General features: G+C 70.8%; 27 protein-coding genes. 13 read left to right on the top strand and 14 right to left on the bottom strand.

Going from position 1 to position 24771, the window contains the following annotated elements; all coding sequences use genetic code 11:
* Positions 1 to 204: 204 nt before the first annotated feature.
* Positions 205 to 1005 carry a hypothetical protein gene (locus tag ABZ934_RS13540; RefSeq protein WP_361312594.1) on the bottom strand — a complete coding sequence of 267 codons (801 nt, stop codon included), beginning with the start codon at positions 1003 to 1005 and terminating at the stop codon, positions 205 to 207.
* 125 nt (positions 1006 to 1130) lie between these two features.
* On the opposite strand from ABZ934_RS13540, the gene ABZ934_RS13535 reads away from it, so the two are divergent.
* Together ABZ934_RS13535 and ABZ934_RS13530 are read left to right on the top strand one after the other, a co-directional pair.
* Positions 1131 to 1430 carry a hypothetical protein gene (locus tag ABZ934_RS13535; RefSeq protein WP_361312292.1) on the top strand — a complete coding sequence of 100 codons (300 nt, stop codon included), beginning with the start codon at positions 1131 to 1133 and terminating at the stop codon, positions 1428 to 1430.
* A gap of 16 nt (positions 1431 to 1446) precedes the next feature.
* Positions 1447 to 2637, top strand: a complete 1191-nt coding sequence (locus ABZ934_RS13530) for a glutathionylspermidine synthase family protein (RefSeq protein ID WP_361312291.1) — start codon at positions 1447 to 1449, stop codon at positions 2635 to 2637.
* A 35-nt stretch (positions 2638 to 2672) separates the two neighbouring features.
* Here the strand turns inward: ABZ934_RS13530 and rocD are convergent, their stop codons facing one another.
* Positions 2673 to 3878, bottom strand: coding sequence for an ornithine--oxo-acid transaminase (gene rocD / locus ABZ934_RS13525; RefSeq protein ID WP_361312290.1), 1206 nt, complete (start codon positions 3876 to 3878; stop codon positions 2673 to 2675).
* 234 nt (positions 3879 to 4112) lie between these two features.
* On the opposite strand from rocD, the gene glyA reads away from it, so the two are divergent.
* From glyA to ABZ934_RS13505, 4 genes are all read left to right on the top strand, one after another.
* Positions 4113 to 5381 (top strand): serine hydroxymethyltransferase, encoded by a 1269-nt coding sequence (glyA, locus tag ABZ934_RS13520; RefSeq protein ID WP_361312288.1) that lies wholly within the window; start codon positions 4113 to 4115, stop codon positions 5379 to 5381.
* A 751-nt stretch (positions 5382 to 6132) separates the two neighbouring features.
* A complete protein-coding gene (gene trpS / locus ABZ934_RS13515) occupies positions 6133 to 7146 on the top strand; it encodes a tryptophan--tRNA ligase (protein WP_361312286.1) in 1014 nt (337 codons plus the stop codon).
* Positions 7147 to 7244: 98 nt separating this feature from the next.
* Complete coding sequence (locus tag ABZ934_RS13510; protein WP_361312285.1) at positions 7245 to 7838, top strand: 2'-5' RNA ligase family protein; 594 nt, start codon at positions 7245 to 7247, stop codon at positions 7836 to 7838.
* Between the two features lie 166 nt (positions 7839 to 8004).
* Complete coding sequence (locus tag ABZ934_RS13505; RefSeq protein WP_361312283.1) at positions 8005 to 8934, top strand: YihY/virulence factor BrkB family protein; 930 nt, start codon at positions 8005 to 8007, stop codon at positions 8932 to 8934.
* 25 nt (positions 8935 to 8959) lie between these two features.
* Here ABZ934_RS13505 and ABZ934_RS13500 read toward each other — a convergent pair whose 3' ends face one another.
* Positions 8960 to 10219 (bottom strand): D-alanyl-D-alanine carboxypeptidase, encoded by a 1260-nt coding sequence (locus ABZ934_RS13500; protein ID WP_361312282.1) that lies wholly within the window; start codon positions 10217 to 10219, stop codon positions 8960 to 8962.
* A gap of 121 nt (positions 10220 to 10340) precedes the next feature.
* Between ABZ934_RS13500 and ABZ934_RS13495 the strand changes: the two genes are divergently transcribed.
* The 3 genes from ABZ934_RS13495 to ABZ934_RS13485 all read left to right on the top strand — a co-directional run bounded on the left by ABZ934_RS13495 (position 10341) and on the right by ABZ934_RS13485 (position 13502).
* On the top strand, positions 10341 to 10586 hold the full coding sequence (locus ABZ934_RS13495; protein ID WP_361312280.1) for a hypothetical protein: 246 nt from the start codon (positions 10341 to 10343) through the stop codon (positions 10584 to 10586).
* Positions 10583 to 11857 (top strand): metallophosphoesterase, encoded by a 1275-nt coding sequence (locus ABZ934_RS13490; RefSeq protein WP_361312278.1) that lies wholly within the window; start codon positions 10583 to 10585, stop codon positions 11855 to 11857. Before ABZ934_RS13495 ends, ABZ934_RS13490 begins: the two co-directional genes overlap by 4 nt.
* 88 nt (positions 11858 to 11945) lie before the next feature.
* Positions 11946 to 13502: an ABC transporter substrate-binding protein gene (locus ABZ934_RS13485; protein ID WP_361312276.1), complete on the top strand. Its 1557-nt coding sequence runs from the start codon at positions 11946 to 11948 to the stop codon at positions 13500 to 13502.
* Between the two features lie 22 nt (positions 13503 to 13524).
* Here the strand turns inward: ABZ934_RS13485 and ABZ934_RS13480 are convergent, their stop codons facing one another.
* The 4 genes from ABZ934_RS13480 to ABZ934_RS13465 form a co-directional block, all read right to left on the bottom strand.
* Entirely contained in the window at positions 13525 to 14259 is a 735-nt protein-coding gene (locus ABZ934_RS13480) for a TetR family transcriptional regulator (RefSeq protein ID WP_361312274.1), read from the bottom strand.
* Between the two features lie 11 nt (positions 14260 to 14270).
* Positions 14271 to 14705 (bottom strand): DCC1-like thiol-disulfide oxidoreductase family protein, encoded by a 435-nt coding sequence (locus tag ABZ934_RS13475; protein ID WP_361312272.1) that lies wholly within the window; start codon positions 14703 to 14705, stop codon positions 14271 to 14273.
* Positions 14706 to 14711: 6 nt separating this feature from the next.
* Positions 14712 to 15116, bottom strand: a complete 405-nt coding sequence (locus tag ABZ934_RS13470; RefSeq protein ID WP_361312269.1) for a hypothetical protein — start codon at positions 15114 to 15116, stop codon at positions 14712 to 14714.
* 79 nt (positions 15117 to 15195) lie between these two features.
* Complete coding sequence (locus ABZ934_RS13465; protein WP_361312268.1) at positions 15196 to 15609, bottom strand: hypothetical protein; 414 nt, start codon at positions 15607 to 15609, stop codon at positions 15196 to 15198.
* A gap of 83 nt (positions 15610 to 15692) precedes the next feature.
* On the opposite strand from ABZ934_RS13465, the gene ABZ934_RS13460 reads away from it, so the two are divergent.
* The gene (locus ABZ934_RS13460) at positions 15693 to 16520 is read left to right on the top strand and encodes a helix-turn-helix transcriptional regulator (RefSeq protein WP_361312266.1); all 828 of its coding nucleotides are present in this window, start codon (positions 15693 to 15695) and stop codon (positions 16518 to 16520) included.
* Entirely contained in the window at positions 16517 to 16759 is a 243-nt protein-coding gene (locus ABZ934_RS13455; RefSeq protein ID WP_361312265.1) for a DUF397 domain-containing protein, read from the top strand. Before ABZ934_RS13460 ends, ABZ934_RS13455 begins: the two co-directional genes overlap by 4 nt.
* On the opposite strand, the gene ABZ934_RS13450 is transcribed toward ABZ934_RS13455, so the two are convergent.
* The 7 genes from ABZ934_RS13450 to ABZ934_RS13420 form a co-directional block, all read right to left on the bottom strand.
* Positions 16756 to 17343 (bottom strand): Uma2 family endonuclease, encoded by a 588-nt coding sequence (locus tag ABZ934_RS13450; protein ID WP_361312264.1) that lies wholly within the window; start codon positions 17341 to 17343, stop codon positions 16756 to 16758. The two genes, ABZ934_RS13455 and ABZ934_RS13450, sit on opposite strands and share 4 nt — an antisense overlap.
* Positions 17340 to 17723, bottom strand: a complete 384-nt coding sequence (locus ABZ934_RS13445; protein WP_361312263.1) for a Uma2 family endonuclease — start codon at positions 17721 to 17723, stop codon at positions 17340 to 17342. The genes ABZ934_RS13450 and ABZ934_RS13445 overlap by 4 nt, the downstream gene beginning before the upstream one ends.
* A gap of 466 nt (positions 17724 to 18189) precedes the next feature.
* Positions 18190 to 18957 (bottom strand): succinate dehydrogenase iron-sulfur subunit, encoded by a 768-nt coding sequence (locus ABZ934_RS13440; RefSeq protein WP_361312262.1) that lies wholly within the window; start codon positions 18955 to 18957, stop codon positions 18190 to 18192.
* The gene (gene sdhA / locus ABZ934_RS13435; protein ID WP_361312260.1) at positions 18957 to 20711 is read right to left on the bottom strand and encodes a succinate dehydrogenase flavoprotein subunit; all 1755 of its coding nucleotides are present in this window, start codon (positions 20709 to 20711) and stop codon (positions 18957 to 18959) included. The genes ABZ934_RS13440 and sdhA overlap by 1 nt, the downstream gene beginning before the upstream one ends.
* Positions 20712 to 20735: 24 nt before the next feature.
* A complete protein-coding gene (locus ABZ934_RS13430; protein ID WP_361312258.1) occupies positions 20736 to 21218 on the bottom strand; it encodes a succinate dehydrogenase hydrophobic membrane anchor subunit in 483 nt (160 codons plus the stop codon).
* Positions 21219 to 21223: 5 nt separating this feature from the next.
* On the bottom strand, positions 21224 to 21604 hold the full coding sequence (gene sdhC / locus ABZ934_RS13425) for a succinate dehydrogenase, cytochrome b556 subunit (protein ID WP_361312256.1): 381 nt from the start codon (positions 21602 to 21604) through the stop codon (positions 21224 to 21226).
* Between the two features lie 152 nt (positions 21605 to 21756).
* Entirely contained in the window at positions 21757 to 22458 is a 702-nt protein-coding gene (locus tag ABZ934_RS13420; protein WP_361312255.1) for a 2-oxo-4-hydroxy-4-carboxy-5-ureidoimidazoline decarboxylase, read from the bottom strand.
* Positions 22459 to 22787: 329 nt separating this feature from the next.
* Between ABZ934_RS13420 and ABZ934_RS13415 the strand changes: the two genes are divergently transcribed.
* Both ABZ934_RS13415 and ABZ934_RS13410 read left to right on the top strand, forming a co-directional pair.
* On the top strand, positions 22788 to 23549 hold the full coding sequence (locus ABZ934_RS13415) for an RNA polymerase sigma factor (RefSeq protein ID WP_361312592.1): 762 nt from the start codon (positions 22788 to 22790) through the stop codon (positions 23547 to 23549).
* The gene (locus ABZ934_RS13410) at positions 23549 to 24574 is read left to right on the top strand and encodes a hypothetical protein (RefSeq protein ID WP_361312253.1); all 1026 of its coding nucleotides are present in this window, start codon (positions 23549 to 23551) and stop codon (positions 24572 to 24574) included. The genes ABZ934_RS13415 and ABZ934_RS13410 overlap by 1 nt, the downstream gene beginning before the upstream one ends.
* Positions 24575 to 24771 lie beyond the last annotated feature (197 nt).

Below are 24771 nucleotides of genomic sequence, written 5' to 3'. Positions count from 1 at the left end.
GGACCGCACGACGACCCGGCCAGGGCACCGGCCCCGCCGGCGTTTGAGGCGAACACCGACCCCGCCCGGCGGACCGGGCGCCCCCGCGGAGGACCGCACGACGACCCGGCCAGGGCACCGGCCCCGCCGGCGTTTGAGGCGAACACCGACCCCGCCCTGCGCCACGGGCGCCCCCGCGGAGGCCCGCACAACACCCGGACAGGGTCACGGTTCGCCGAAGCGGGCCAACGCCAGTGACCCCGCCACGGCCACCGCGAAGCCGAGGACCGCCGGCCACGTCAGGCCCTCCCGCGTGCGGTCACCCAGCCAGACCACCCCCACCACCGCCGGGCCGACCGTCTCGCCCAGGACCAGGCCCGCCGTCGCCGCCGTCACCGAACCCCGCTGGAGCGCCGACGTGAGCAGCAGGAACCCCGCACCCCCGCCCAACAGCAGCGCGTACACGGCCGGGTTGGAGAAGTCCACGCCGTCGATGAGGCGGACCGACACCTCCACCACCCCGAAGCCGGTCCCCGCCCCCAGCCCCAGCGCCAGCGCCCTCGCGCGGCCCGGGAGTCGGCCCGCCGCCGCCCCGGCGAGCAGCACCAGCACCGCCACCACCGGCAGCGCCGGCTTCAGCGCGGGCGGCCCCGTCTGCGTGCCCTCCTCGCCCGAGGACAACCCCAGCATCACCAGCCCCCCGCACACCACCGCGACCGCACACCACTCCGCCCGGCTCAGCCGCACCCGCAGCAGCCGCGCCGCGACCACCGCCGTCACCGCCAGGCTGGCCGCCAGCGCCGCGCCCACCACGTAGATGGGGATGTGCCGCAGCGCCACGACCTGGAGGACGAACCCGACCGCGTCCAGGCCCAGCCCCGCCACGTACCGCCACTGCCGGACCGCCCGCAGCAACAGGGCCGCGTCCACCCCCGACCCCGTCCCCGGCGCCGTCGCCCGCGCGGCCACCGCCTGCAACACCGACGCCGTCCCGAAACAGACCGCCGCCCCCAACGCGCAAACCATCCCAATCAGCACGAAGAGACTGTAGGTCACCGTCGTGACAAGGGTGCGACGACGGCCGGATTCCATCCCCCCGCCACCCCGCTCTAGTCTGTCGGGCAAGCCACCCAGGGGGAGCGAACCCGTACATGGACACCACCAACGACACCACCACCCGGCGCCGCATGCGTTCCGGCGCCGTCGCCCTCGGCGGTATGGGCCTGCTCGCCGCCACCCTCGTGGCCTGCGGCAGCAGCGAGCCCGACAAGCGCTGCGCCGACCGCGCCACCTTGCAGAAGCTGAACGACAAGGAGTGTCGGAGCGGCGGCCGCGGCGCGTACTACTACGGCGGAAGCACCAGCGGCAGCAAGCTCAAGGGCGGCAGCTTCGACAAGTCCGCCGTCACCCGTGGCGGCATCGGCGGCCACAGCAGCTCCAGCGGCGGCTGAGGAAAGGCCCGGCCCCGTGAAGCGCCACACCATCGAGCCCCGCCCCGACTGGCAGAAGACCGTCGAGGAGCAGGGCCTGATCTACCCCCTGACCCGCTACCCCGACGACTCGCTGCGGCCCTATTGGGACGAGAGCGCGTACTACTCCTTCTCCCTCCCCGAGGTGGAGGCGCTGGAGAACGTCGTCGAGGAACTGCACGCCATGTGCCTCGCGGCCGCCGCGCACATCGTCGAGCACGACCGCTTCGCCGACCTCGGCATAGACGATCCCCGGCTCGCCGCGCTCATCGCCGAGTCCTGGCGCCGCCGCGCCGAACAGCCCTCCTTGTACGGCCGGTTCGACCTGCGCTACGACGACACCGGCGCCCCGGCGAAGCTGTTGGAGTACAACGCGGACACCCCCACCTCGCTGGTGGAGGCCGCGAGTCCGCAGTGGTTCTGGATGGAGGAACGCTTCCCCGGCGCCGACCAGTGGAACTCCCTGCACGAGCGCCTCGTCGAGGCGTGGCGCCGGCAGGCGGAACTGCTGCCGCCCGGGCCCGTCCACTTCGCCCACTCCGAGACAGACGAGTTGGGCGAGGACCTGATGACGGTCGCCTACCTCCAGGAGACCGCCGAGCAGGCCGGTTTGGCCACGCACGCCCTGTCCGTGGAGCAGATCGGCTGGGACGGCCTGTCCGGTCGGTTCGTGGACGACCGGCTGCGGTTCATCCGCAGCTGCTTCAAGCTCTACCCGTGGGAGTGGCTGGCCGCGGACGCGTTCGGTCCGCAGGTCCTGGCCACGTACGACCACGGCGGCGGCTCGGGCAGCACCTGCTGGATCGAGCCGCTGTGGAAGATGCTGCTCGCCAACAAGGCGCTGCTGGCGATCCTGTGGGAGCTGTTCCCCGAGCACCCGAACCTGCTGCCCGCCTATCTCGACGGGCCGCGCGAGCTGGCGGACACCACGGGTTTCGCGGCGAAGCCGCTGCTGGGCCGCGAGGGCGCGGGGGTCACCCTGCACCCGGTGGGCGGGGAGCCGTTCGCGGCGGAGGAGGACGAGACGTACGTCTTCCAGGCGCTGGCCCCGCTGCCGGACTTCGACGGCAACCGGGTGGTGCTCGGCGCGTGGGTCGTCGAGGAGGAGGCGGCGGGGCTCGGCATCCGGGAATCGGCGGGGCCGGTCACGGACGAGTACGCCCGCTTCCTGCCCCACGTCATCCTCTAGGCCGTGTTTTAGATCGGCCTGGACCGGTACGGCGGTCAGGCCGCGAGCACGGACCGCAGCTGGTCCAGGCCCCAGTCCAGGTCCTCCTTGCCGATCACCAGCGGCGGGGCGATGCGGATGGTCGAGCCGTGGGTGTCCTTCACCAGGACGCCCAGCTCCATCAGCTTCTCGGAGATCTCCCGGCCCGTACCGCGCGCCGGGTCGATGTCGACGCCCGCCCACAGCCCGCGGCCCCGTACGGCGGTCACCGCGCCTCCGCCCACCAGCAGGTTCAGCTCCCGGTGCAGGTGGTCGCCGAGTTCGGTGGCGCGCTGCTGGTACTCGCCGGTGCGCAGCATCGCGATCACCTCCAGGGCGACCGCGCAGGCGAGCGGGTTCCCGCCGAAGGTGGACCCGTGTTCGCCTGGCCGGAACACCCCGAGCACGTCCCGGTCGGCGACCACGGCGGAGACGGGGACGACGCCGCCGCCCAGTGCCTTGCCGAGGATGTATACGTCCGGCACGACACCCTCGTGCGCGCACGCGAAGGTCTCGCCGGTGCGGCCGAGGCCCGACTGGATCTCGTCCGCCATGAACAGCACGTTCCGCTCGCGCGTGAGTTCCCGTACGCCCTTCAGGTAGCCGGCGGGCGGTACGAGGACACCGGCCTCGCCCTGGATCGGCTCCAGCAGCACGGCCACGGTGTTCGAGGTCACGGCGTGGGAGAGGGCGGTGAGGTCGCCGTACGGGACGATCTCGAAGCCGGGAGTGTAGGGCCCGAAGTGGTCGCGGGCCTCGTGGTCCGTCGAGAACGAGACGATGGTGGTGGTCCGGCCGTGGAAGTTGTCGGCCGCCACCACGATCTTGGCGTGACCGTCCGGGACGCCCTTGACCTCGTACCCCCACTTGCGGGCCGTCTTGACCGCCGTCTCCACGGCCTCCGCGCCCGTGTTCATCGGGAGCACCATCTCCTTGCCGCACAGGGCGGCGAGTTCGGTACAGAAGTCCGCGAACCGGTCGTGGTGGAAGGCGCGGGAGGTGAGCGTGACCCGCTCCAACTGCGCGCGGGCGGCGTCGATCAGCCGGCGGTTGCCGTGGCCGAAGTTGAGCGCCGAGTAGCCGGCGAGCATGTCGAGGTACCTGCGGCCCTCCACGTCGGTCATCCACGCGCCCTCCGCCGACGCGACGACGAGGGGGAGCGGATGGTAGTTGTGCGCGCTGTGCGCGTCGGCGGTGCGGATGGCATCAGCAGTCTTCGACACGGGGTCTCCGATCGTCCGGCAGGCAGTCGACGAGGGTGGCGTCACTTTCCATGTTCGCTCTTATATCGGACGGAGAAACCTTTCTCGTGGCGCGCCCGCTAAGGTGGGCCGCACGCACGGCGACTGGCGCACGGAGAACGGACTCCGGGGGAGTCGTGCGCGCAGGACCGCAGACAGGGCCGCTCGCCTGGGCCTCGCGGGGACGAGACCAGACATCGACCCCGGAGGACCGCCATGACAGTGCGCCGCCATCCCGCCCTTTTCGCGACCGACCCCGAGCTGGCGTCGTTCGTCGCGGCCGAGGAAACCCTCCAGGCGGAGACGCTCCGCCTCATCCCGAGCGAGAACTACGTGTCCGCGGCGGTGCTGGAGGCTTCCGGCACCGTCCTGCAGAACAAGTACAGCGAGGGCTACCCGGGGCGCCGTTACTACGAGGGCCAGCAGAACATCGACCGGGTGGAGTCCCTCGCGATCGAGCGGGCCAAGGGCCTGTTCGGCGTGGACCACGCGAACGTCCAGCCGTACTCCGGCTCCCCGGCGAACCTGGCCGTGTACCTGGCCTTCGCGAAGCCGGGCGACACGGTGATGGGCATGGCCCTGCCGATGGGCGGGCACCTCACGCACGGCTGGGGCGTCTCGGCGACGGGCTCCTGGTTCCGGGGCGTGCAGTACGGGGTCTCCGCGGAGACGGGGCGGATCGACTACGACGCGGTGCGGGAGCTGGCGCTCGCCGAGCGGCCGAAGATCATCTTCTGTGGCGGTACCGCGCTGCCGCGCACGATCGACTTCGAGGCGTTCGGCTCGATCGCCAAGGAGGCGGGCTCGATCCTCGTCGCGGACGTGGCGCACATCGCGGGCCTGATCGCGGGCGGGGCGCACCCCAGCCCGGCGGGTCACGTGGACGTCATCTCCACGACCACGCACAAGACCCTGCGCGGGCCGCGCGGCGCGATGCTGATGTGCCGGGAGGAGCACGCGAAGGCCATCGACAAGGCCGTCTTCCCGGGCCTCCAGGGAGGCCCGCACAACCAGACGACGGCGGGCATCGCGGTGGCGCTGCACGAGGCGGCGCAGCCGGCGTTCGTCACGTACGCGCACGCGGTCGTCGCCAACGCGAAGGCGCTGGCCGCGTCGCTGCTGGAGCGGGGCTTCGACCTGGTGTCGGGCGGTACCGACAACCACCTGATCCTGCTGGACCTGACGTCGCGGGGGGTGCCGGGCAAGGTGGCGGCGAAGGCGTTGGACCGGGCGGGGATCGTCGTGAACTACAACACGGTGCCGTTCGACCCGCGCAAGCCGTTCGACCCGTCGGGCATCCGGATCGGTACGCCGTCGCTGACGTCGCGGGGGTTGTCGGTGGAGCACATGCCGGTGGTGGCGGAGTGGATCGCGCGTGCGGTCGACGCGGCCGCGGGCGCGGACGAGGGCGCGCTGGCCGCTGTCCGCGGGGAGGTCTCGTCCCTGATGTCCGCCTTCCCGGCCCCCGGCCTCCCCCTGGCCTGACGGCCCGGCCTGCCGGTTTACGGGCCGGGTCCCGCCGCGCACCCTGCGGGGCCGGTGCCCGGCGGGGCCGGGTTTCCCCGGGGCTCCGCCCCGGACCCCGCGCCTCAAACGCCGGCGGGGCTGGATTTGTCCGCCCCGTCGGACAGCAAAAGCGGCGTAGCCGCAAGAAGTGGCCGCCCCGCCGGACAGACGGCGGCCCCGCCGCCGTACAGCGGGCGGTTTCGCCGCACGGCATGGCCGGCCCGGCCGGACTACGCGCGGCGCAGCCGTAGAGGGACGCCCGCCCCGCCCTGCCGGAGGGTGCGGCGGCGTAGCCGCGGGAAGGTGCCCGGCCCCGCCCGGACGGAGGGTGCGTCGGTGCAGCCGCGGGAAGGTGCCCGGCCCGGACGGAGGGTGCGGCGGCGTAGCCGCGGGAAGGTGCCCGGCCCCGCCCGGACGGAGGGTGCGGCGGCGTAGCCGCAGGAAGGTGCCCGGCCTTGCCGGACAACAAAAGCGGCGCGGCGCGGCCGCACGGAGCTGCCGGCCCCGCCGGAAAGCAAACGGCCCCGCCCGGGAGCGAGGCGGCGTGGCCGCAAGGGACGGCCGGGCCCGGCCGAACGGGCGGCGGAAAGCGGTCGCTCGGCCGGGGCAAGATCCGGACGGGCCGCTACCGGGCGGTATCGCGGTGGGGGCCCGGGGCCGGCCGTACGACCCGGAAGGTTCCGGCCGGCGGCGGGCCCGAGCCCGCCGCCGCACCTGAGAGAATGAAGCCATGGCTTCTGATCGTCCTCGCGCGCTCTCCGGCATCCAGCCCACCTCCGGTTCGTTCCACCTCGGGAACTACCTCGGAGCCATCCGCCAGTACGTCGCCCTCCAGGAGACGCACGACGCCTTCTACATGGTCGTCGACCTGCACGCGATCACCATGCCGCAGGAACCGAAGGACCTTCGCGCGAACACCCGGCTCTCCGCCGCGCAGTTGCTCGCCGCCGGCCTGGACCCCGAGCGCTGCACGCTCTTCATCCAGAGCCACGTCCCCGAGCACGCGCAGCTCGGCTGGGTCATGAACTGCATCACCGGCTTCGGCGAGGCCAGCCGGATGACGCAGTTCAAGGACAAGTCCGCCAAGGGCGGCGTCAACAACGCCACCGTCGGCCTGTTCACGTACCCGATCCTCCAGGTCGCCGACATCTTGCTCTACCAGGCGAACGCCGTCCCCGTCGGCGAGGACCAGCGCCAGCACATCGAGCTCACCCGCGACCTGGCCGAGCGCTTCAACCAGCGGTTCGGCCAGACCTTCACGCTGCCCGCCGCGCACATCGTCAAGGAGGTCGCGAAGATCTACGACCTCCAGGACCCGACGATCAAGATGTCGAAGTCCGCGTCGTCCCCCAAGGGCCTGATCAACCTCCTCGACGAGCCCAAGGTCACCGAGAAGAAGATCAAGAGCGCGGTCACCGACACCGAGGCGGAGATCCGCTTCGACACGGCGAACAAGCCCGGCGTCAGCAACCTGCTCACGATCTACTCCACCCTCACGGGCGAGTCGATCCCCGCCCTCGAAGCCGCCTACGAGGGCAAGGGGTACGGCGCACTGAAGACCGACCTCGCCGGCGCGATGGTCGACTTCGTCACACCGTTCCGGCAGCGCACCCAGGAGTACCTGGACGACCCGGAGACGCTGGACTCCCTCCTGGCCAAGGGGGCGGAGAAGGCCCGCGCGGTCGCCGCCGAGACCCTGGCCCAGGCGTACGACCGGCTCGGTTTCCTGCCCGCCAAGCACTGACCGACGAGAGCCCTGGCGGCCCGGGGGTTCGTGCCGCCACACTGAGGCGGCACCACCCCTTCGGTGACAGAGCCAACCGACAGACGGAGGAGACAGACGTGGGGACCGTAACGCTCGGCGTTTCGATCGCGGTCCCGGAGCCGTACGGCAGCCGACTCCAGGAGCTGCGCGCGGGCTTCGGGGACGCCGCCGCGCACGGCATTCCCACGCACGTCACCCTCGTACCGCCCACCGAGGTGGACGCGGACCGGCTCCCGGCGATCCGGGCCCACCTCGCCGAGGTCGCGGCCGGCTTCCGCGCCTTCGCGATGCGGTTGGAGGGCACGGGAACCTTCCGCCCGCTCTCGCCGGTCGTCTTCGTCAAGGTGGTGGAGGGCGGTTCCGGCTGCACCCGCCTCCAGGGCCGGCTCCGCGACCCGCAGGGGCCGCTCGACCGGGAGCTGGCGTTCCCGTACCACCCGCACGTCACCGTCGCCCACGGGATCTCCGAGGAAGCGATGGACGTGGCGTTCGACACGCTCGCGGACTACTCGGCCCAGTGGCTGTGCGGCGGGTTCGCGCTCTACGAGCAGGGCTCGGACGGCGTCTGGCGGAAGCTGCGCGAGTACCCTTTCGGCCCCGGCCCGGCGGGCTTTCCCGCGCAGGGCTCGCCGACGAACGAGGCGGCCGGGACGGTCATACGCCGCTCCTGACGGAGGGGCCGAAGGACCCGGAACGTGCGGAACCTGAGCCTCCGTAGGACCAGGGCGTGAAACGGATGCCCCATCGAATACACCTGGCGAAAAGTCACAAGCGACGACCGTAGCCCCAAAGCGGTGCAATCCCGGCTATTTCCGGCATCCCATTTACGGTGACCCCATGGACTGGCTGACGAAGATCCCGGTGATCGGGCCGCTGGTGGCAGCCCTGATGCGGACCCACGCCTGGCGTGCGTACGAACGGCTCGACCGCGTCCACTGGTCCCGGCTCGCCGCCGCGATCACCTTCATCAGCTTCCTCGCGCTCTTCCCGCTGATCACCGTGGCCGCCGCCATCGGCGCGGGACTCCTCAGCCGGGAGCAGCTGGACCGCCTCCAGAAGACCCTCTCCCAGCAGGTCCCCGGCATCTCCGACCAGCTCGACCTCAACGGACTCGTCGCGAACGCGGGCACCGTCGGACTCGTGGCCGCCGGCCTGTTGCTCTTCACCGGCATCGGCTGGGTCGGCTCGATGCGCGACTGCCTGCGGGCCGTCTGGCAGAAGGACGACGAGGACCAGGGCAACCCCGTCGTCCGCAAGGGCAAGGACGCGCTCGTCCTGCTCGGGCTCGGCGCCGCGGGACTTGCCTCGGCCGCCGCCTCGATCATCGGGTCCAGCGCGGTGGGCAAGTTCGGCGAGCTGCTCGGCGTCCCCCAGCGCGGCGCGGGCGGAGCGGTCCTGCGTAGCGGTGCGTTCCTGGTCGGCGTCCTGGCTGCCTTCCTGCTGCTGCTCTACCTGCTGACCCTGCTTCCCGGCGTCGAGCCGCGCCGGGGCCGGCTGATCCAGGCGGCCCTCATCGGCGCGGCGGGCTTCGAGCTGCTGAAACTGCTGCTCAGCGGATACATCAGGGAGGTAGCCGGGAAGAGCATGTACGGGGCCTTCGGCGTGCCGATCGCCCTGCTGCTCTGGATCAACTTCACGGCCAAGCTGCTGCTGTTCTGCGCCGCGTGGACGGCCGCCGACGACGCCCGTCCGCAGAAGGCCCCCGCCGACGTGCCCCCGGCGGAACCCGCCGCCGACACCCCGGCCCGGAAGGGCGACGCGCCCTAGTGGTGGACCTTTGCGCAGACACCCGCTAGACGAGGTCCTCGTCCGCCGGCCGGCGCCCGCGCCGCCCCAGGGGCCACCGCCGATTGAAGGCGAACGTGCCGCCCGCCAGCGCGGCCAACGCCCCGCCGGCGATGCCCAGCGCGGTCCCCAGGCCGTTGTCGCCCCGGTCGCCGCCGGCCGCCGCCTGGCTCTGCTCGTGCGACTGCGCCGGCGCGCCCTTCGACTTGGTGTCCGCGCTCTTCGGCGGCACCAGCTCACCGACCGGCTTGACCTTCCCGGTCGCCGCGAAGCCCCAGTCGAACAGCTCGGCCGTCTCCTCGTACACCGGATTGATCCCGCCGGCGTCCGGGTTCATCACGGTGACCAGCAGCTTCTTGTTCCCGCGCTGCGCCACCCCGGTGAAGGTCGAGCCGGCCATGCTGGTGTTGCCGTTCTTCACCCCGGCGATGCCCTTGTACGGGGAGATGCCACCCGCGCCCGTCATCAGCCGGTTGGTGTTCTGGATCTCGAAGAAGTCGCGCGGCTTGCCCGACTCCTGCCGGCCCGGGAACTGGGCGCTCGCCGTGCCGCAGTACTCCCGGAAGTCCTGCTTCTGCAGTCCGGAGCGGGCGATGAGGGTGAGGTCGTACGCGCTCGACACCTGACCGGGGGCGTCGTACCCGTCGGGCGAGACCACGTGGGTGTCGAGGGCCTGGAGCTCCTCGGCGTGCGCCTGCATGTCCTTGACGGTCTTCTCGATGCCGCCGTTCATGGCGGACAGCACGTGCACCGCGTCGTTGCCCGAGCGCAGGAAGACGCCGAGCCACAGGTCGTGGACGGTGTACTCGGTGTCCTCCTTGACCCCGACCAGGCTGCTGCCCGCGCCGACGTCGGCCATCTCCTGCTCGGTGACCTTGTGCACCTGGTCCTTGGGGAGGGTCGGCAGCACCGTGTCCGCGAACAGCATCTTCATCGTGGAGGCGGGCGGGAGCCGCCAGTGCGCGTTGTGGGCGGCCAGCACCTCGCCGGTGTCTGCGTCCGCCACGATCCAGGACCGTCCCGTGAGGTTCGCCGGCAGCGCCGGGGCCCCGGGCAGCAGGTTCACCTGGGTGCCGGGCTGCCCGAGAGCGGCGCCGCCGACGCTGGACATCGACGACGGCGGCGCGGGCGCCTTGGGAGGTTTGCCCTTGCCGTCGGCCGGCACCGACGGCGGCGCCGCCGGGTCGGCGTGTGCGGGGGCCGAGAGGATGGCGGGGACCAGCAGCGCGGCGGAAAGGACCGTCAGCGCGGTCTTCTTGGCAGACACGCAGGTGAACGTACATCCCGATGGGCTGCCCGCAGCAGCGGGCAGGTCAACCCGCCGCAACCACCGCCGGTACAGCCCACCCCGGCGTGTCCGTCCTGACGACGAAACCGATACTGAGGGCATGAAACTCAGCCGCGCCGCCTCCTGGTTCCTGCTCGCCTTCGGAGTGTGGAGCTGGTTCATCTGGGTGACCTTCGTCCGGAATTTGTGGAAGAACGGAAGCGGCCTGTCCTTCGACGCGGCCGGTGACCCTACGGCGTACTTCTGGGTCCACCTTCTCCTCGCGGTCACGTCCTTTCTCCTGGGGACGGCCGTTGGGGTGATCGGGTTGCGCGGGGTGCGGGCGCTGCGGCGTGCATCACGATGACCGTATTCGTCTTCGCGGTGGCCGCGCTCGCGGTACTGCTCCTGTTGGCTCTGGTGCACCGGTGGCTGTGGATCCGGCTGGTCCGTGACACCACCCGCGCGGGTGGACCGGCACGCCGCGTGGGCACGGTCCTGGCCTTCGCGCTGCCCGTGCTCGCGGTCGCCGCGCTGGTGGCCGGGCACGCGGGTGCGCCGTTCTGGCTCCAGCGGGCGGTGGCCTGGCCCGGGTTCATGTGGCTGGCCGTGCTCCTGTACCTGACGTTGGTGATGCTGGTGGCCGAGCCGGTGCGCCGGCTGTGGCTGCGCCGCTCCGCCGCGCGGGTACCCGAGCCCGTCCCGGTGGCCGCGCCCGTGACCACTCCCGTACGGGCCTCCGCGCCCCCCGCGCCGGAGACGCCCGACCCCACGCCCGCCGCCGCGCCCGAACCCACCCCCACCCCCGCCGACCTCACCCGGCGGCTGTTCGTCTCGCGCACCCTCGGCGGGGTCGCGGCCGCCGCGGCCCTCGGCACCGTGGGCGTCGGGACGTACGGCGTACTGCGCGGCCCCCGCGTCAAGCGGGTGCGGGTGCCACTGGCCAAGCTGCCCCGCGCCGCGCACGGTTTCCGGATCGCCGTCGTCAGCGACATCCACCTCGGCCCGATCCTCGGCCGTGCCCACACCACCCGGATCGTCGAGACCGTCAACCGCACCCAGCCCGACCTCATCGCCATCGTGGGCGACCTCGTCGACGGGACGGTACACGACCTCGGCCCGGCCGCCGAGCCGCTGCGCGGGCTCAGGGCCCGGCACGGTTCCTTCTTCGTCACCGGAAACCACGAGTACTTCTCCGGCGCCCGGCAGTGGGTCGACCACGTCCGGGAACTCGGCATCGAGCCCCTGGAGAACGCCCGCCGCGCCCTGCCGTACTTCGACCTCGCCGGCGTCAACGACGTCCAGGGGCAGAGCGAGGGCCAAGGCCCCGACTTCGATAAGGCCCTCGGTGACCGCGACCGCGGCCGGACCGCCGTGCTCCTCGCGCACCAGCCGATCGTCATCCACGACGCCGTCCGGCACGGCGTCGACCTCCAGCTCTCCGGCCACACCCACGGAGGCCAGCTCTGGCCCGGCAACTACATCGCCGAACTCGCCAACCCGACCGTCGCCGGACTGGAGCGCTACGGGGACACGCAGCTCTACGTGTCGAGGGGAGCGGGTGCCTGGGGGCCGCCCGTCCGGGTCGGCGCGCCGTCGGACATCACTGTGGTCGAACTGGCCTCATACCAGGCCTGACCAGGCATAACGGGCCTTCCGGTGGCTGATGTTCCGTGATTGGCTGACCGATAATCGGAGTGCCTAGTGTGAATAGCGGGGTCAGGGGATGAGTTCTGCCCGACTGAAGGTCATCGCCGCGGGTCTCGTCCTCGCGGCGGCCGGCGGCGTGGCGGCGTGGCAACTGCTGCCGGACGGCGAGGGCGGGGGCGCCATCAGGGTCGGCACCAGCGACTCCGTCTCCAGCCTCGACCCGGCCGGGGCGTACGACGCCGGCTCCTGGGCGCTGTTCAGCAACGTCTACCAGTCTCTGCTGACCATCAAGCCCGGCTCCGACACACCGGTCCCGGACGCCGCCTCCGAGTGTGAGTTCGTGGGGCAGAAGCTCACCACCTACCAGTGCCGGCTGCGCCCGGAGGTGAAGTTCTCCAACGGGCGCGCGGTCACCGCGGACGACGTGAAGTTCTCCTTCGACCGGATCAAGGCGATCAAGGCGGAGCAGGGTCCGGCCTCGCTCTTCGACACCCTGGAATCGGTCAAGGCGAGCGGCAACACCGTCACCTTCAACCTCTCGGCCCCCGACGCCACCTTCCCCTTCAAGATCGCCACGGGCGCGGCCTCGATCGTCGACAAGGACGTGTACCCGGCCAAGGCCCTGCGCCAGGGCACGAAGGTCGACGGCTCGGGCCCCTTCACCCTCACCGGGTACGAGGCCGGCGCCAGTGCCGACCTCAAGCCCAACCCGACCTACAAGGGCCAGGCCAAACCGGCGGCGGCGTCGATCAGCGTCAAGTACTTCAAGGGCTCCGCCGAACTCGAAAAGGCTTGGACGGACCGCAAGATCGACGTCGCCCACCGCGACATGCCGCCCGGGGTGCTCGCGGGCCTCGGCCCCGGCCTGACGGACACCCGCTACGCGGTCTCCGGCGGCACCGAGACCCGCATCATGATCTTCAACGTGCGGCCCGGGTCGACCGTCGCCAAGCCCGCCGTGCGCCAGGCCATCGCCGCCGTCCTGGACCGCTCCAAGCTGGCCGCCGACGTCCACAAGGGCACGGTCACCCCGCTCTACTCCTTGGTCCCGGCCGGGGTCGCCGGCCACAGCACGCCGTTCTTCGACACCTACCCCAAGCCCGACGAGGCGGTGGCCAAGAAGATCCTCAAGGACGCCGGGATCGACGCTCCGGTGTCGCTGACCCTGGGGGTCAACGATCGGGGCGCCAACGTCGAGGAAGCCGACGCGATCGCCAAGCAGCTCACCGCCACCGGCCTGTTCCAGCTGAAGATCAAGATGGTCGCCACGTTCCAGGACTACCAGAAGGAGTACGCGGCGGGTGAATTCGACGCCTACACCCTGGGCTGGATCGCCGATTTCCCGGACGCGGACAACTTCCTCGCCCCGCTCGTCGCCACCGGCTCCAGCATGAACAACGGCTACTCCGACAAGGCCGTCGACGACCTGATCGCCCGCACCCGGACCCACTCCGACCGCGGCGAGGCGGCCACCGACTTCCGCGAGCTCCAGAAGCTGATCTCCCAGCAGATCCCGATCCTGCCGATCTGGCAGAAGAAGGACTACGTGATGTCCCGCGACGCCGTCGGCGGAGCGCAGTACCTCTCCGACGGCACGGGCGTCTGGCGCCTGTCGGAACTCAACTGGCTGTGACGCGGCGGCGCGCCACCGGTTCCTACGCCTTCTCCTCCGGGTACGGGTCGGAGGCGCGCTTCTTGCGGGAGACCGCCGTCTGGGCCATGCCCGGCAGGAAGTCCGCGAACAGTTCGTGGACCTCCCGCACCAGCGGCCGCAGCACCCGGAACCGGGCGAGGACGATACCCCGCGTCGTGAGCTGCGCGCCGCGCTCGGCGAGCCGGCGGGTCTTCTCGCTGTCGGGCGAGCGGTCGAAGACCCAGTACAGGACGAGCCCCATCTGCGAGAGCCACATCAGCTCGGGCAGTGCGTCGGCCAGTTCCTCCGGCACCTTCGTCTTCGCGCCCGCCAGCACCTCGCGGTGCATGTCGATCGCCGCCTCGCGCGCGGGCTCCGATTCGGGCGAGAAGGGGCTGAGCGGGCTCTCCGGGTCGGCCGCGTTCTTGAAGAACTGGGAAGCGAACTCGTGGTACGGCGCCGCGATGTCCAGCCAGCTCGTCAGGACGCCGGCGAGGCGCTTCTGGAGATCGGTCTCCTTCTCCAGGATCGGCCGGACCGCCGCCTGGTGTGCGGCGCAGATCCGGTCGTAGAACCCCTGGACCAGGTGTTCCTTCGAAGCGTAGTAGTAATAGGCGTTGCCGACCGAAACGCCCGCCTCCTTGGCGATGGCCCGCATGGTCGTCTTGTCGAACCCGCGCTCCTGGAACAGGCGGAGGGCGGTTTCGAGGATGAGAGTGCGGGTCTGCTCGCTCTTCGGAGCCTTCTGATCGGTCACGGTGTACGACCCTATCGGGGTGCGGCGCAGGCATCGTCACAGGCCGCTCCTTCCGCCCCGGCCTCGCCGTTGGTACGGACCGCGGCCCGCCAGACGGAGGCGGTGTGCATGGCGGCCCTGGCGAAGGGCCGGCCCGCCGGGGTGGCGAGCCAGTTGGCCTTCGGCCGGTGCTCGGCCAGGGCCCACAGGCACACGATGAAGGCATCGGTGTCGGTCCAGAGCTGGCCCCGGTCCCCGACCACGGTGATCCGACGCAGCGTCGCCGCGTGGTCCAGGCCGGGGAACCGCTGCCGCGCCTCGTACGATCCTGCCGGGACGAGCCGTAGCGGTACGAGCCACCGCTGTCCGAGGAGCCAGTGCCGGATGTGCACGCAGAGCGGGCAGTTGGCGTCGTAGAGGACGGTCAGGTGCCGGATCGGCGCGGTCGGCGTGGTGGCCGCGGTCATCGGGGCTCAGGCCCCGGCCGGGGCGGTCCACCCCTGGGGAGCGACCGGCGGGGTCTGCCGGCGCTCCATGATGCCGCGCCGGCGCATCTTGTTGAGCACCCATACGTTGCCGAGGTGCATCACGCCGAGCACGAGCAGGACGACGCCGAGCTTCACCGAGAGCGCCTCGAAGAGACCGCGCGCCTCGGTGATGGTCTCGGCCGAGCGCAGGAAGAGGGTCACGAAGCCGATGTTCACCAGGTAGAAGCCGACGACCAGGAGGTGGTTGACGGCGTCCGCGAGCTTCTCGTTGCCCTGGAGGACGTCGGCGATGAAGATGCGGCCGTTGCGGGTGAGGGTGCGGGCGACCCAAACGGTGAGCCCGATGCTGATGACCAGGTAGATGACGTACGCGACCACGGTGAGGTCCATGCCCCAGCCCCTTTGAACGTGTTCAACTGCTGACGAGGCCGACTGTAGACCTCTTTTTGAACAGGTTCAAGCGTTTGGTTCAGGGCATCGTTCCGATGGCCTTCTCCAGCGATTCCGGATCGACGTGCGGAGCCTCGGGCGTCGGCAAGGACCGCCAGGCCAGCGGCCAGGTCGTCCCGTACAGCGCGGGCACCCCCACGTAGGCGGCGGCGGGGCGGGTGCGCGAGCTGTACCGCTGGGCGTACGAGGGCCAGCTCCGCTCCCGCGCGGTACCGGGCGGGATCAGGAAGTACATCCAGCGGAAGCCGTTGAGCTCGTAGACGATGGGCCCGGGGTCGTGGTCGGTGAGTCGGCTGAGCTGCTTGGCGATGTCCTCGCCGAGCTGACCCTGGACGCGGACGGCATCGAAGTGCACGCCGGCGAGCCGGAGTCGGAAGCCGGACTCGGGGACCCAATCCGGGGCCCACGCGCGGGGGGAGATTTCCTCGTTCACACCACAGAGGGTGACGGCCCGGAGCTAGCCTGAACAGTGGTCGCGCCGTCACAGACGGCGATCTGTGAAGGGCCGTGAAGCCGATGACCGAGCCTGTGAACCCGAGTGAACCCCTGCCGTCGGCGCTCCGGCGCGGGCTGGGCGCCCAGATGCGCACGCTCCGTGAGAAACGCGGGGTGTCGCGGCAGCAGTTGGGCGGCGACACCAACTTCTCCCCGTCGACCATCGGGGCGTTCGAGCGTGGCGAGCGGGTGATGGACGCCGAGACGATCGAGAAGGTGGACGACGTCCTGGGCGGGGAGGGCCTGCTGAAGGCGACGGTGCCGTACCTGGAGGAGGAGCGGTACGCGCCACAGTTCAGGAACTTCGCGCCGATCGAGGCGAAGGCGGTCAGCCTGTGGGTCTACTCCACCCACGTCCTACACGGGCTGCTCCAAACCGAGGCGTACGCACGCCAGGTGTTTGTGGACCACTGGCCGCCCGTCGCCGCCGCGGAAATAGAGAGTCGGCTGACTGCCCGTTTGGACCGCCAAGCGCTTCTGTACCGGGACCCACCGCCGGTGCTGTGCTTCGTACTGGAGGAGACCTTCCTGCGGCGCAAAGTGGGAGGAGACACAGTCTGGCGGGAGCAGCTCCGACACCTGCTCGCATGCGGCCGTCTGCCCCACGTGCGCATCCAGCTCGTTCCGCTCGAATGCGAGGAGGTCGTGGGTGCGACGGGACCCATGACGATCGCGGAGACGCCTGAGCGCCGCATGTTGGGTTACTTGGAAGGTCAGGGACAAAGCTGGGTGCTCTCAGACCGGTTGGTGGTCAGCGACATGGTGCAGCGGCATGCGAACATTCGAGGAGTGGCGTTGAGCCCGAAGGCTTCGGCGCAGCGGATCGAGCGGCTGCTGGGAGAGCGATGAACACCGAACTGGCCTGGTTCAAGAGCAGCTACAGCGACGGCACCGGCGGCGAGTGCGTCGAGGTAGCCATGACGTGGCAGAAGAGCACGTACAGCGGAGGCGACGGCGGTCAGTGCGTCGAGGTCGCGGCCTGCCCGTCCGCCGTGCACGTCCGCGACTCCAAGGACACCACCCGCCCCGCCCTGACGCTCACCCCGTCGGCCTGGGCGGCGTTCACCGACTTCGCGGCGGAGTCCTAAGCCTCCGGCTTCGGCGGCCGGCCCGCCTCCAGGAGTTCGGCCACGTCTAGGGTGACCTCGGCTCCCAGGCTGACGGGCAGGGGCGCCAGTTCGCCTGCGGCGTGGATACGGTGGTTCGTGTACTCGCCCTCGACGGGGTCGCTCAGTACGTGCAACTGCTGGTCCCCGCGGTTCACCACCACGTAGACCGGTACACGGGCCTGCGCGTACGCGACGGCCTTGAGGTTCAGGTCGTTGTTGTAGTTGGCCGAGGTCACCTCCAGGACCAAGCGGAAGGCCACCGGGTCGTAGCAGTTGAACTCGACCAGATGGTCCTCGATGCCTGCGCTGACCACCGACAGGTCGGGAATCGCGTAGTCCTCGGATCCGGTGGGCAGCCAGAGGCCGACGCCTTGCACCACTACGGCTTCGCCGTCACCGAGGCCCGCGTGCAGAAACGCGACCGTGAGATCGGTCAGTACCCGGGCGTGGCCCAGGTCCCGCACCGGGGACACCGTGAGGATGCCCCCGATCATCTCCACCCGCAGACCAGGTACCCGGTCCGTGAGGAAGTCGGCCTGTTCGAGCAGGGTCCATGTCCTCACGGGGCAGTCAGAGCCCCGTCGATCTCCACACCCTTTGCAGGCCCCTCGGGGATCGTGACGGGCGTGCCGTAAGAGACCTTGGTCCGGGTGGCGTACGTGCCCCTGCCTGGGTCGGGTCCGCTGAAGACCGTCACCGTGCCCTGGTCTTCGAAGTCGTCCACGACGAGGTACACGGCGATGCCGGACTGCGCATACCAGCGGCGCTTGCGGCTGTGGTGTTGGCGGTGGACCTCCTTGCCGGGCGAGACGACCTCGGCGACCAGGGCGACGCGGGTGGCGTCGACGCCGAACCCTTCTTCGTCGGGGATCTCGTCAGGTCCTCGGGTGCCACGAACAGGTCGGGAACGCAGACCTTCCGTCCACGGATGATGTCGACGCACTGATGGACGGCGAGACCGGTGCCCGTCAGCCGCGGTTCTACTGCCCTCCGCAGACGGTGGACGAGAACGCCGTGGCGGCGACGGCCGGCGCGGGACACACCGATGGAACCCTCGATGACCTCGGCCCGGTAGCCCTCCGGAAGGACCATCGCCTTCCAGGCATGCCAGAGGACTTCATCGAGACCCGGGTCGCACGGCAATTCGTCGTACACGGCAGGCATGGGAAGCACCTTCTCCGCTCAGCAAGCGACGTCGGTGACGGTACCGCCGCCCGTGGGGCCCCTCCGTCCGACGAAAGGTTTTTCCGCTCGCCCGTCACCCCTCGGGGTGATGCCGGGGCAACGACTGAGGCCCGCACCCCAAGGGGTACGGGCCTCGGCCAAGGCCGCCGGACGGAGTCCGGCGCAGCGCCGCGAAGCCGGTGAGGCCCGCCAGGGCCGAACCGTGCGAGCGGCGCGTCAAAGGATCAGAAGCGGCGGGTGATGAGGGCCCGCTTGACTTCCTGGATCGCCTTCGTGACCTCGATGCCGCGCGGGCACGCGTCGGTGCAGTTGAAGGTCGTGCGGCAGCGCCACACGCCGTCCTTGTCGTTCAGGATCTCCAGCCGCTGCTCACCGGCCTCGTCACGCGAGTCGAAGATGAAGCGGTGCGCGTTGACGATCGCCGCCGGGCCGAAGTACTGGCCGTCGTTCCAGAACACCGGGCACGAGGACGTGCACGCGGCGCACAGGATGCACTTGGTGGTGTCGTCGAAGCGCTCGCGGTCCTCGGCGGACTGCAGGCGCTCGCGCGTCGGCTCGTTGCCCGTCGTCACCAGGAACGGCATGACGTCGCGGTACGCCTGGAAGAAGGGCTCCATGTCGACCACGAGGTCCTTCATCACCGTGAGGCCCTTTATGGCCTCGACGGTGATCGGCTTCTCCGGGTTGATGTCCTTGATCAGCGTCTTGCAGGCGAGCCTGTTCTTGCCGTTGATCCGCATCGCGTCGGAGCCGCAGATGCCGTGCGCGCACGAGCGGCGGAAGGTCAGCGTGCCGTCGAGGTCCCACTTGATCTTGTGGAGACCGTCGAGCACGCGCTCCTTCGGGTCGATCTCGATCTGGTAGTCCTGCCACTGCGCCTCGTCCGAGATCTCGGGGTTGTAGCGGCGGATCCGGAACGTGACCGTGATGAAGGGCGAGGCCGCGGCCGCGGCCTCCATCGCGTCCGTCTTGGAGAGGGTGGGGGTGGCCATCAGTACTTACGCTCCATCGGCTGGTAGCGGGTGACGACGACGGGCTTGTAGTCCAGCCGGACGGTGTCCTTACCGTCGTCGCCGACCTCGCGGTACGCCATGGTGTGGCGCATGAAGTTGACGTCGTCGCGGTTCGGGTAGTCCTCGCGGTAGTGACCGCCGCGGGACTCCTTGCGCGCCAGCGCGGACACGGCCATGACCTCGGCCAGGTCGAGCAGGTTGCCCAGCTCGATGGCTTCCAGCAGGTCCGTGTTGAAGCGCTTGCCCTTGTCCTGCACGGACACGTTCTTGTAGCGCTCGCGCAGTTCCGCGATCTTCTCGACCGCGGTCTTGATGGTCTGCTCCGTACGGAAGACCATCACACACGCGTCCATCGTCTCCTGGAGCTCCAGGCGCAGTTCGGCGACCCGCTCGGTGCCCGTGGAGTCGCGCAGCCGCTCGACCAGGTCGATGACCTGCTGCGCCGGGTTCTCGGGCAGCTCGACGTAGTCGTTCCGGTGCGCGTACTCGGCGGCTGCGATGCCCGAGCGCTTGCCGAAGACGTTGATGTCCAGCAGCGAGTTGGTGCCCAGACGGTTCGCGCCGTGCACGGAGACGCAGGCGACCTCGCCGGCCGCGTACAGGCCCGGGACGACGGTGGTGTTGTCCGCGAGGACCTCACCCTCGACGTTGGTCGGGATGCCGCCCATGGCGTAGTGCGCGGTGGGCTGGATCGGGATCGGGTCCGTGTACGGCTCGATGCCGAGGTACGTACGGGCGAACTCGGTGATGTCCGGGAGCTTGGCGTCGAGCTGCTCCGGCGGCAGGTGCGTCAGGTCCAGGTACACGTGGTCACCGGCGGGACCGCAGCCGCGGCCCTCGCGGATCTCGGTGTAGATGGAGCGCGAGACGACGTCACGGGACGCGAGGTCCTTCATGACCGGCGCGTACTTCTCCATGAAGCGCTCGCCGTCCTTGTTGCGGAGGATGCCGCCCTCACCGCGGGCGCCCTCCGTCAGCAGGATGCCCATGCGCCAGATGCCCGTCGGGTGGAACTGGAAGAACTCCATGTCCTCCAGCGGCAGACCGCGCCGGTAGCAGGCCGCCTGGCCGTCACCGGTGAGGGTGTGCGCGTTGGAGGTCACCTTGAAGAACTTGCCGGTGCCGCCCGAGGCGTAGATCACGGACTTCGCCTGGAAGACGTGGATCTCGCCGGTGGCGAGCTCGTACGCGACGACGCCCGCGGACTTCTTCACTCCGTCGACCTCGACCAGCAGCTGGTCCAGGACGTAGAACTCGTTGAAGAACTCCACGCCCTCCTTGACGCAGTTCTGGTACAGCGTCTGGAGGATCATGTGGCCGGTGCGGTCCGCGGCGTAGCAGGACCGGCGGACCGGCGCCTCGCCGTGGTTGCGGGAGTGACCGCCGAAGCGGCGCTGGTCGATGGTGCCGTCCGGGGTGCGGTTGAACGGCAGGCCCATCTTCTCCAGGTCGAGGACCGCGTCGATGGCCTCCTTCGCCAGGATCTCGGCGGCGTCCTGGTCGACCAGGTAGTCACCGCCCTTGACCGTGTCGAAGGTGTGCCACTCCCAGTTGTCGTCCTCCACGTTGGCGAGCGCGGCGGCCATGCCGCCCTGCGCGGCACCCGTGTGGGAGCGGGTGGGGTAGAGCTTCGTCAGCACGGCGGTGCGGCTGCGCTTCGTCGCCTCGATGGCGGCGCGCATGCCGGCGCCGCCGGCTCCGACGATGACGGTGTCGTACTTGTGGATCTTCATGAGTCGATTCGCCTCAGCCCGTGCCTAGCGGATGTTCGGGTCGAAGGTGAAGATCACCAGCGTGCCCAGAAGGATGGTGAACACCGTGGCGGTGTAGAGCAGGCCCTTCAGCCACAGCCGCGTGCCGGGGCGCTCCGCGTAGTCGTTGATGACCGTACGCAGACCGTTGGAGCCGTGCAGCATGGCCAGCCACAGCATCAGCAGGTCCCAGACCTGCCAGAACGGGGACGCCCAGCGGCCGGCCACGAAGGCGAAGCCGATCTTGGTGACGCCGCCGTCCAGCACCAGCTGGATGAGCAGGTGGCCGATGACCAGCACCACCAGGACGATGCCCGAGAGGCGCATGAAGAGCCACGCGGCCATCTCGAAGTTGCCGCGGGTCGAGCGCGGCGTCTTGCCGGTGCGCTTGCGCGGGGCCTCGATGTACGGCGCCGGGTTGTCGACGTCGTAGAGGGAGACGCCCTCTACGGCGCCGATGCCCTGGGCGGAAGAAGTGTCAGAGGACATGCGTGTCACTTCCCGAACAGTTCAAGGTAGGCGTGGTGCAGGACGGGGTACACGGCCCCGGCCATCAGCACGATCCAGACGACCATCACGGTCCAGAGCATCTGCTTCTGGAGACGCGGGCCCTTGGACCAGAAGTCCACGGCGATCACACGCAGACCGTTGAGCGCGTGGAAGAGGATGGCGGCCACGAGGCCGTACTCCAGCAGCGCGACGATCGGGGTCTTGTAGGTAGCCACGACACCGTCGTACGCCTCGGGGGAGACGCGGACGAGAGCGGTGTCGAGGACGTGTACGAACAGGAAGAAAAAGATGAGGACGCCGGTGACTCGATGAGCCACCCAGGACCACATTCCTTCCCGGCCGCGGTACAACGTTCCAGCCGGCACGGAAAACCCTCCGGAAGCGGGGCGGGGGCCAGCCGGCTTCTTTGTCGGTCGGGCCCGGCCGGGTACGGTCCACCGGCCCCGGACATCGTAGCGACGCTTTGTCGGTTCCCTTGCGCCGGGTCCATCGGTGTGATCAAACAGGCACGGACGGGCTATCCCACAGGGGCAAATAGCCCGAAATCGGCAGCGGACGGACCATCGGACGGGCCGCCGGGCGTGATCGGCCCGGCGGAGGCGGTCGGCAACCGCTCCAGCAGCCGGACGAGCCGGGCCTGGGCGAGGCGCCGCAGCTCGTCCGCGGAGATCGCGCGTTCCTCGTCCGTCTCGTGGGCCATCCGTCGCCGGATCGCCGCCAGGAGCGCGTCCACCCGTTCCTCCGGCGGATGTCCGTCCAGGCAGATCACGAAGGCGTGGCCGAAGGTCCGCTCGTACTCCGCCCGGGCCGCGTCCAGGGCGAGGAGCGCGGCGTACGAGGCGCCGTGCGCCAGCTCCGCGGAGCACTCGCGGGCCAACGCGCCCGTCAGGTCGCCCTGGGAGAGGTCGTACGACGCCTCGTCGGCCGCGGCCAGCAGCGCGGCGAGGTCGGGGTAGGGGCGGTGGGCGGCCAGCCGGTGGGCCCAGCGCCCGCTGCCGCAGCACCGCAGCAGGGCCGCTCGGGCGGTGTCGTGGGGCAGGGCGTTGAACCGCGCGAGACCGGAGCCGTGGTCGCCCCCGGGTACCGGAGCGCCGGGGCTTGCCCCAGACTTCTTCCCCGGACCACGTCCGGGAGGGGCTCCGGTGTCCCCTTGGACCTGTGCCGGAAAGTGGCTGGACAGCGGGGGGCTCCTCGGGGCGCGGCGCGGGTGTACCGCCACGCTAGCGATGCCGGGCAGCGTGTGGCGTACCGATTCGAGGATTTCACCCGGAAGTGAGCCGAAAGGATGACGCCGGGCATGCATGACCAGAGCGAAGAGGGGAAGACGACCGAGGCCGCCACCCCCCACAGGAGAGGCCCCGGTCGCCATCCGACACGGACTCGTGCGACAAGCCCGTATTCATGTCAGCGCCCCGGATGCGTTTTCTGTCACACCCCGCTCCGCGCAGGGTTGGTTGCTGGTTGTACAACTCGTGGACGAGACGTACTCGAAAGCCGTAACGTGCGGATTTGCGCCACACGTACAGGACATTGATCGGGTTGGGGACTTTGCTGGGGGACGACGCGGAGCTGACCGCCGCGGTGCTCGCGGCACAAGACGGCGACGAGAACGCGTTCCGTACTGTGTACCGCGCCGTGCACCCGCGCCTGCTCGGATACGTACGCACGCTCGTCGGCGACGGCGACGCGGAGGACGTCACGTCCGAGGCATGGCTGCAGATCGCCCGCGACCTCGACTCGTTCACCGGCGACGCCGACCGGTTCCGCGGCTGGGCGGCCCGGATCGCCCGTAACCGGGCCCTCGACCACATCCGCATGCGCGGCCGCCGTCCCGCCATCGGCGGGGACGACAGCGAGCTCACCGGCCACGCCGCCGACAGCGACACCGCCGGCGCGGCGATCGAGGCGCTCTCCACCAGCTCCACCATGGCGCTGATAGCGCAGCTCCCACAGGACCAGGCCGAGGCCGTCGTCCTGCGCGTGGTCGTGGGCCTGGACGCGAAGACCGCCGCCGAGACGCTCGGCAAACGGCCCGGCGCCGTACGCACCGCCGCCCACCGGGGACTCAAGAAGCTCGCGGAAATGCTGGGCACGGAACTCGCGGCGACCGCCGACGGGAACGGCGCCGGCAGGGACGTACCCGACGGCGAGCCGACCCTGCCGTTCGGTCATAATGCCGGGGGCCCGCCACGGGGCGGCGCGGGCGTGCGGGATCTCGACGCCGTACCGGCGCAGCGCGGTCGGGGCGCGGGCCTCGTGGAACAAACCGGTGTGACGCATTCACGTTGGCGGACGCAGAAGGACATGTGATGGCCGACGAGCGCAACAGGTGGCTGGACAGAGCCGCGGCGGAACGATTGCTGCGCGGCGAACCACCAGTCGGGCCGGACGCTGACCAGCAGACCCGGGCCGAGGTGGCGCTGCGCGCCGCCCTCGGGGCGCTGGCGCAGCCGCCGTCCGCCGGGCGGGAGCTGCCCGGCGAGGCCGCCGCGCTGGCCGCCTTCCGCGCGGCCCACCCCGCGGGCGCGCGGTCCGGCGGCGCCCGGCCCGTGCGGGCGTTCCCGGTCGGCGGCGCCGACGAACCCCTGGTCGAGCTGTCATCCGCTCCGCTCGTACGGATTCCCGCGCAGCGGCGCCGGGGCACACCCCTGCGCCTCGGGCTCGCGGCCGCGCTGGCGAGCGTCGCGGTCGGCGGCCTGGCGGCCGCGGCCGGCGGACTGCTGGACGGGAACACACACGACTCCGCGGCCCCGGGGCCGGCCGTCTCGGTCAGCGCCGACGCCGACCCGGCGCCGTCCGGTGACGCCTCCGGCCCGACGGCCGCCCCGCCGCTGTGGCCGAGCCCGCTGCGCGACCGGGACGGCGCGTCCGCCTCCCCCGGCGCCTCGCGGCTGCCCGGCACGGACGGACGCAAGGACGCCGGAGGTGTCTCCGGATTCACCTCGGGACCGGCGGGCACCGGCTCCGCCACCACCGGCACGGGCGGCTCCGACGGCCACGACACCGTCACCGACGGCTCGTCCGGCGCCGCCGACGGCGGCAAGGACAAGAACAAGGACACCGACAAGGAGCTGCGGCTCCAGGGGAAGGACCTGTGCGGCGACTACCGCGCGGGCCGACTCACGGGCGACCGGCGCGAGAAGCTGATCAAGCTCGCGAAGACGGCGGCGCAGATCCCGCACTTCTGCGAGGGCCTCCTCGACGGGCCGGGCGGCACCACCAAGACCGGGGCGGACGGCTCCGGCGCGGGCACCCCCGGCCGTGACACGGGGGGCGTACTCCCGGCCCCGACGCAGCTCCCGGGCGGCTCGCTGCGCTTCCGCACGCCGGCCTGACGGGGACCGTCACACCTGGCTGTAACACTTTTCGACCCGGCGGCGCAGTACATAACGAGCCGACTGGTCATCGGCCGCGCATGAGCCGGGGTTCCCCCCGTACCCCTGGGCTCTGCGCAACCGGCGCGGGCGGGGCACGTTCCCCCGGTCCCGCCCGCGCCCTCTACCTCGACCCCGGCGGAAGCCGCCGGTCCCAC

Origin of the sequence: Streptomyces sp. NPDC046557 (assembly GCF_040645975.1) — a bacterium.
In the GTDB taxonomy this organism is placed as follows: domain Bacteria; phylum Actinomycetota; class Actinomycetes; order Streptomycetales; family Streptomycetaceae; genus Streptomyces.
The sequence above is the reverse complement of the archived record's forward strand: the minus strand, read 5'-3'. Positions and strand labels throughout refer to the sequence as shown.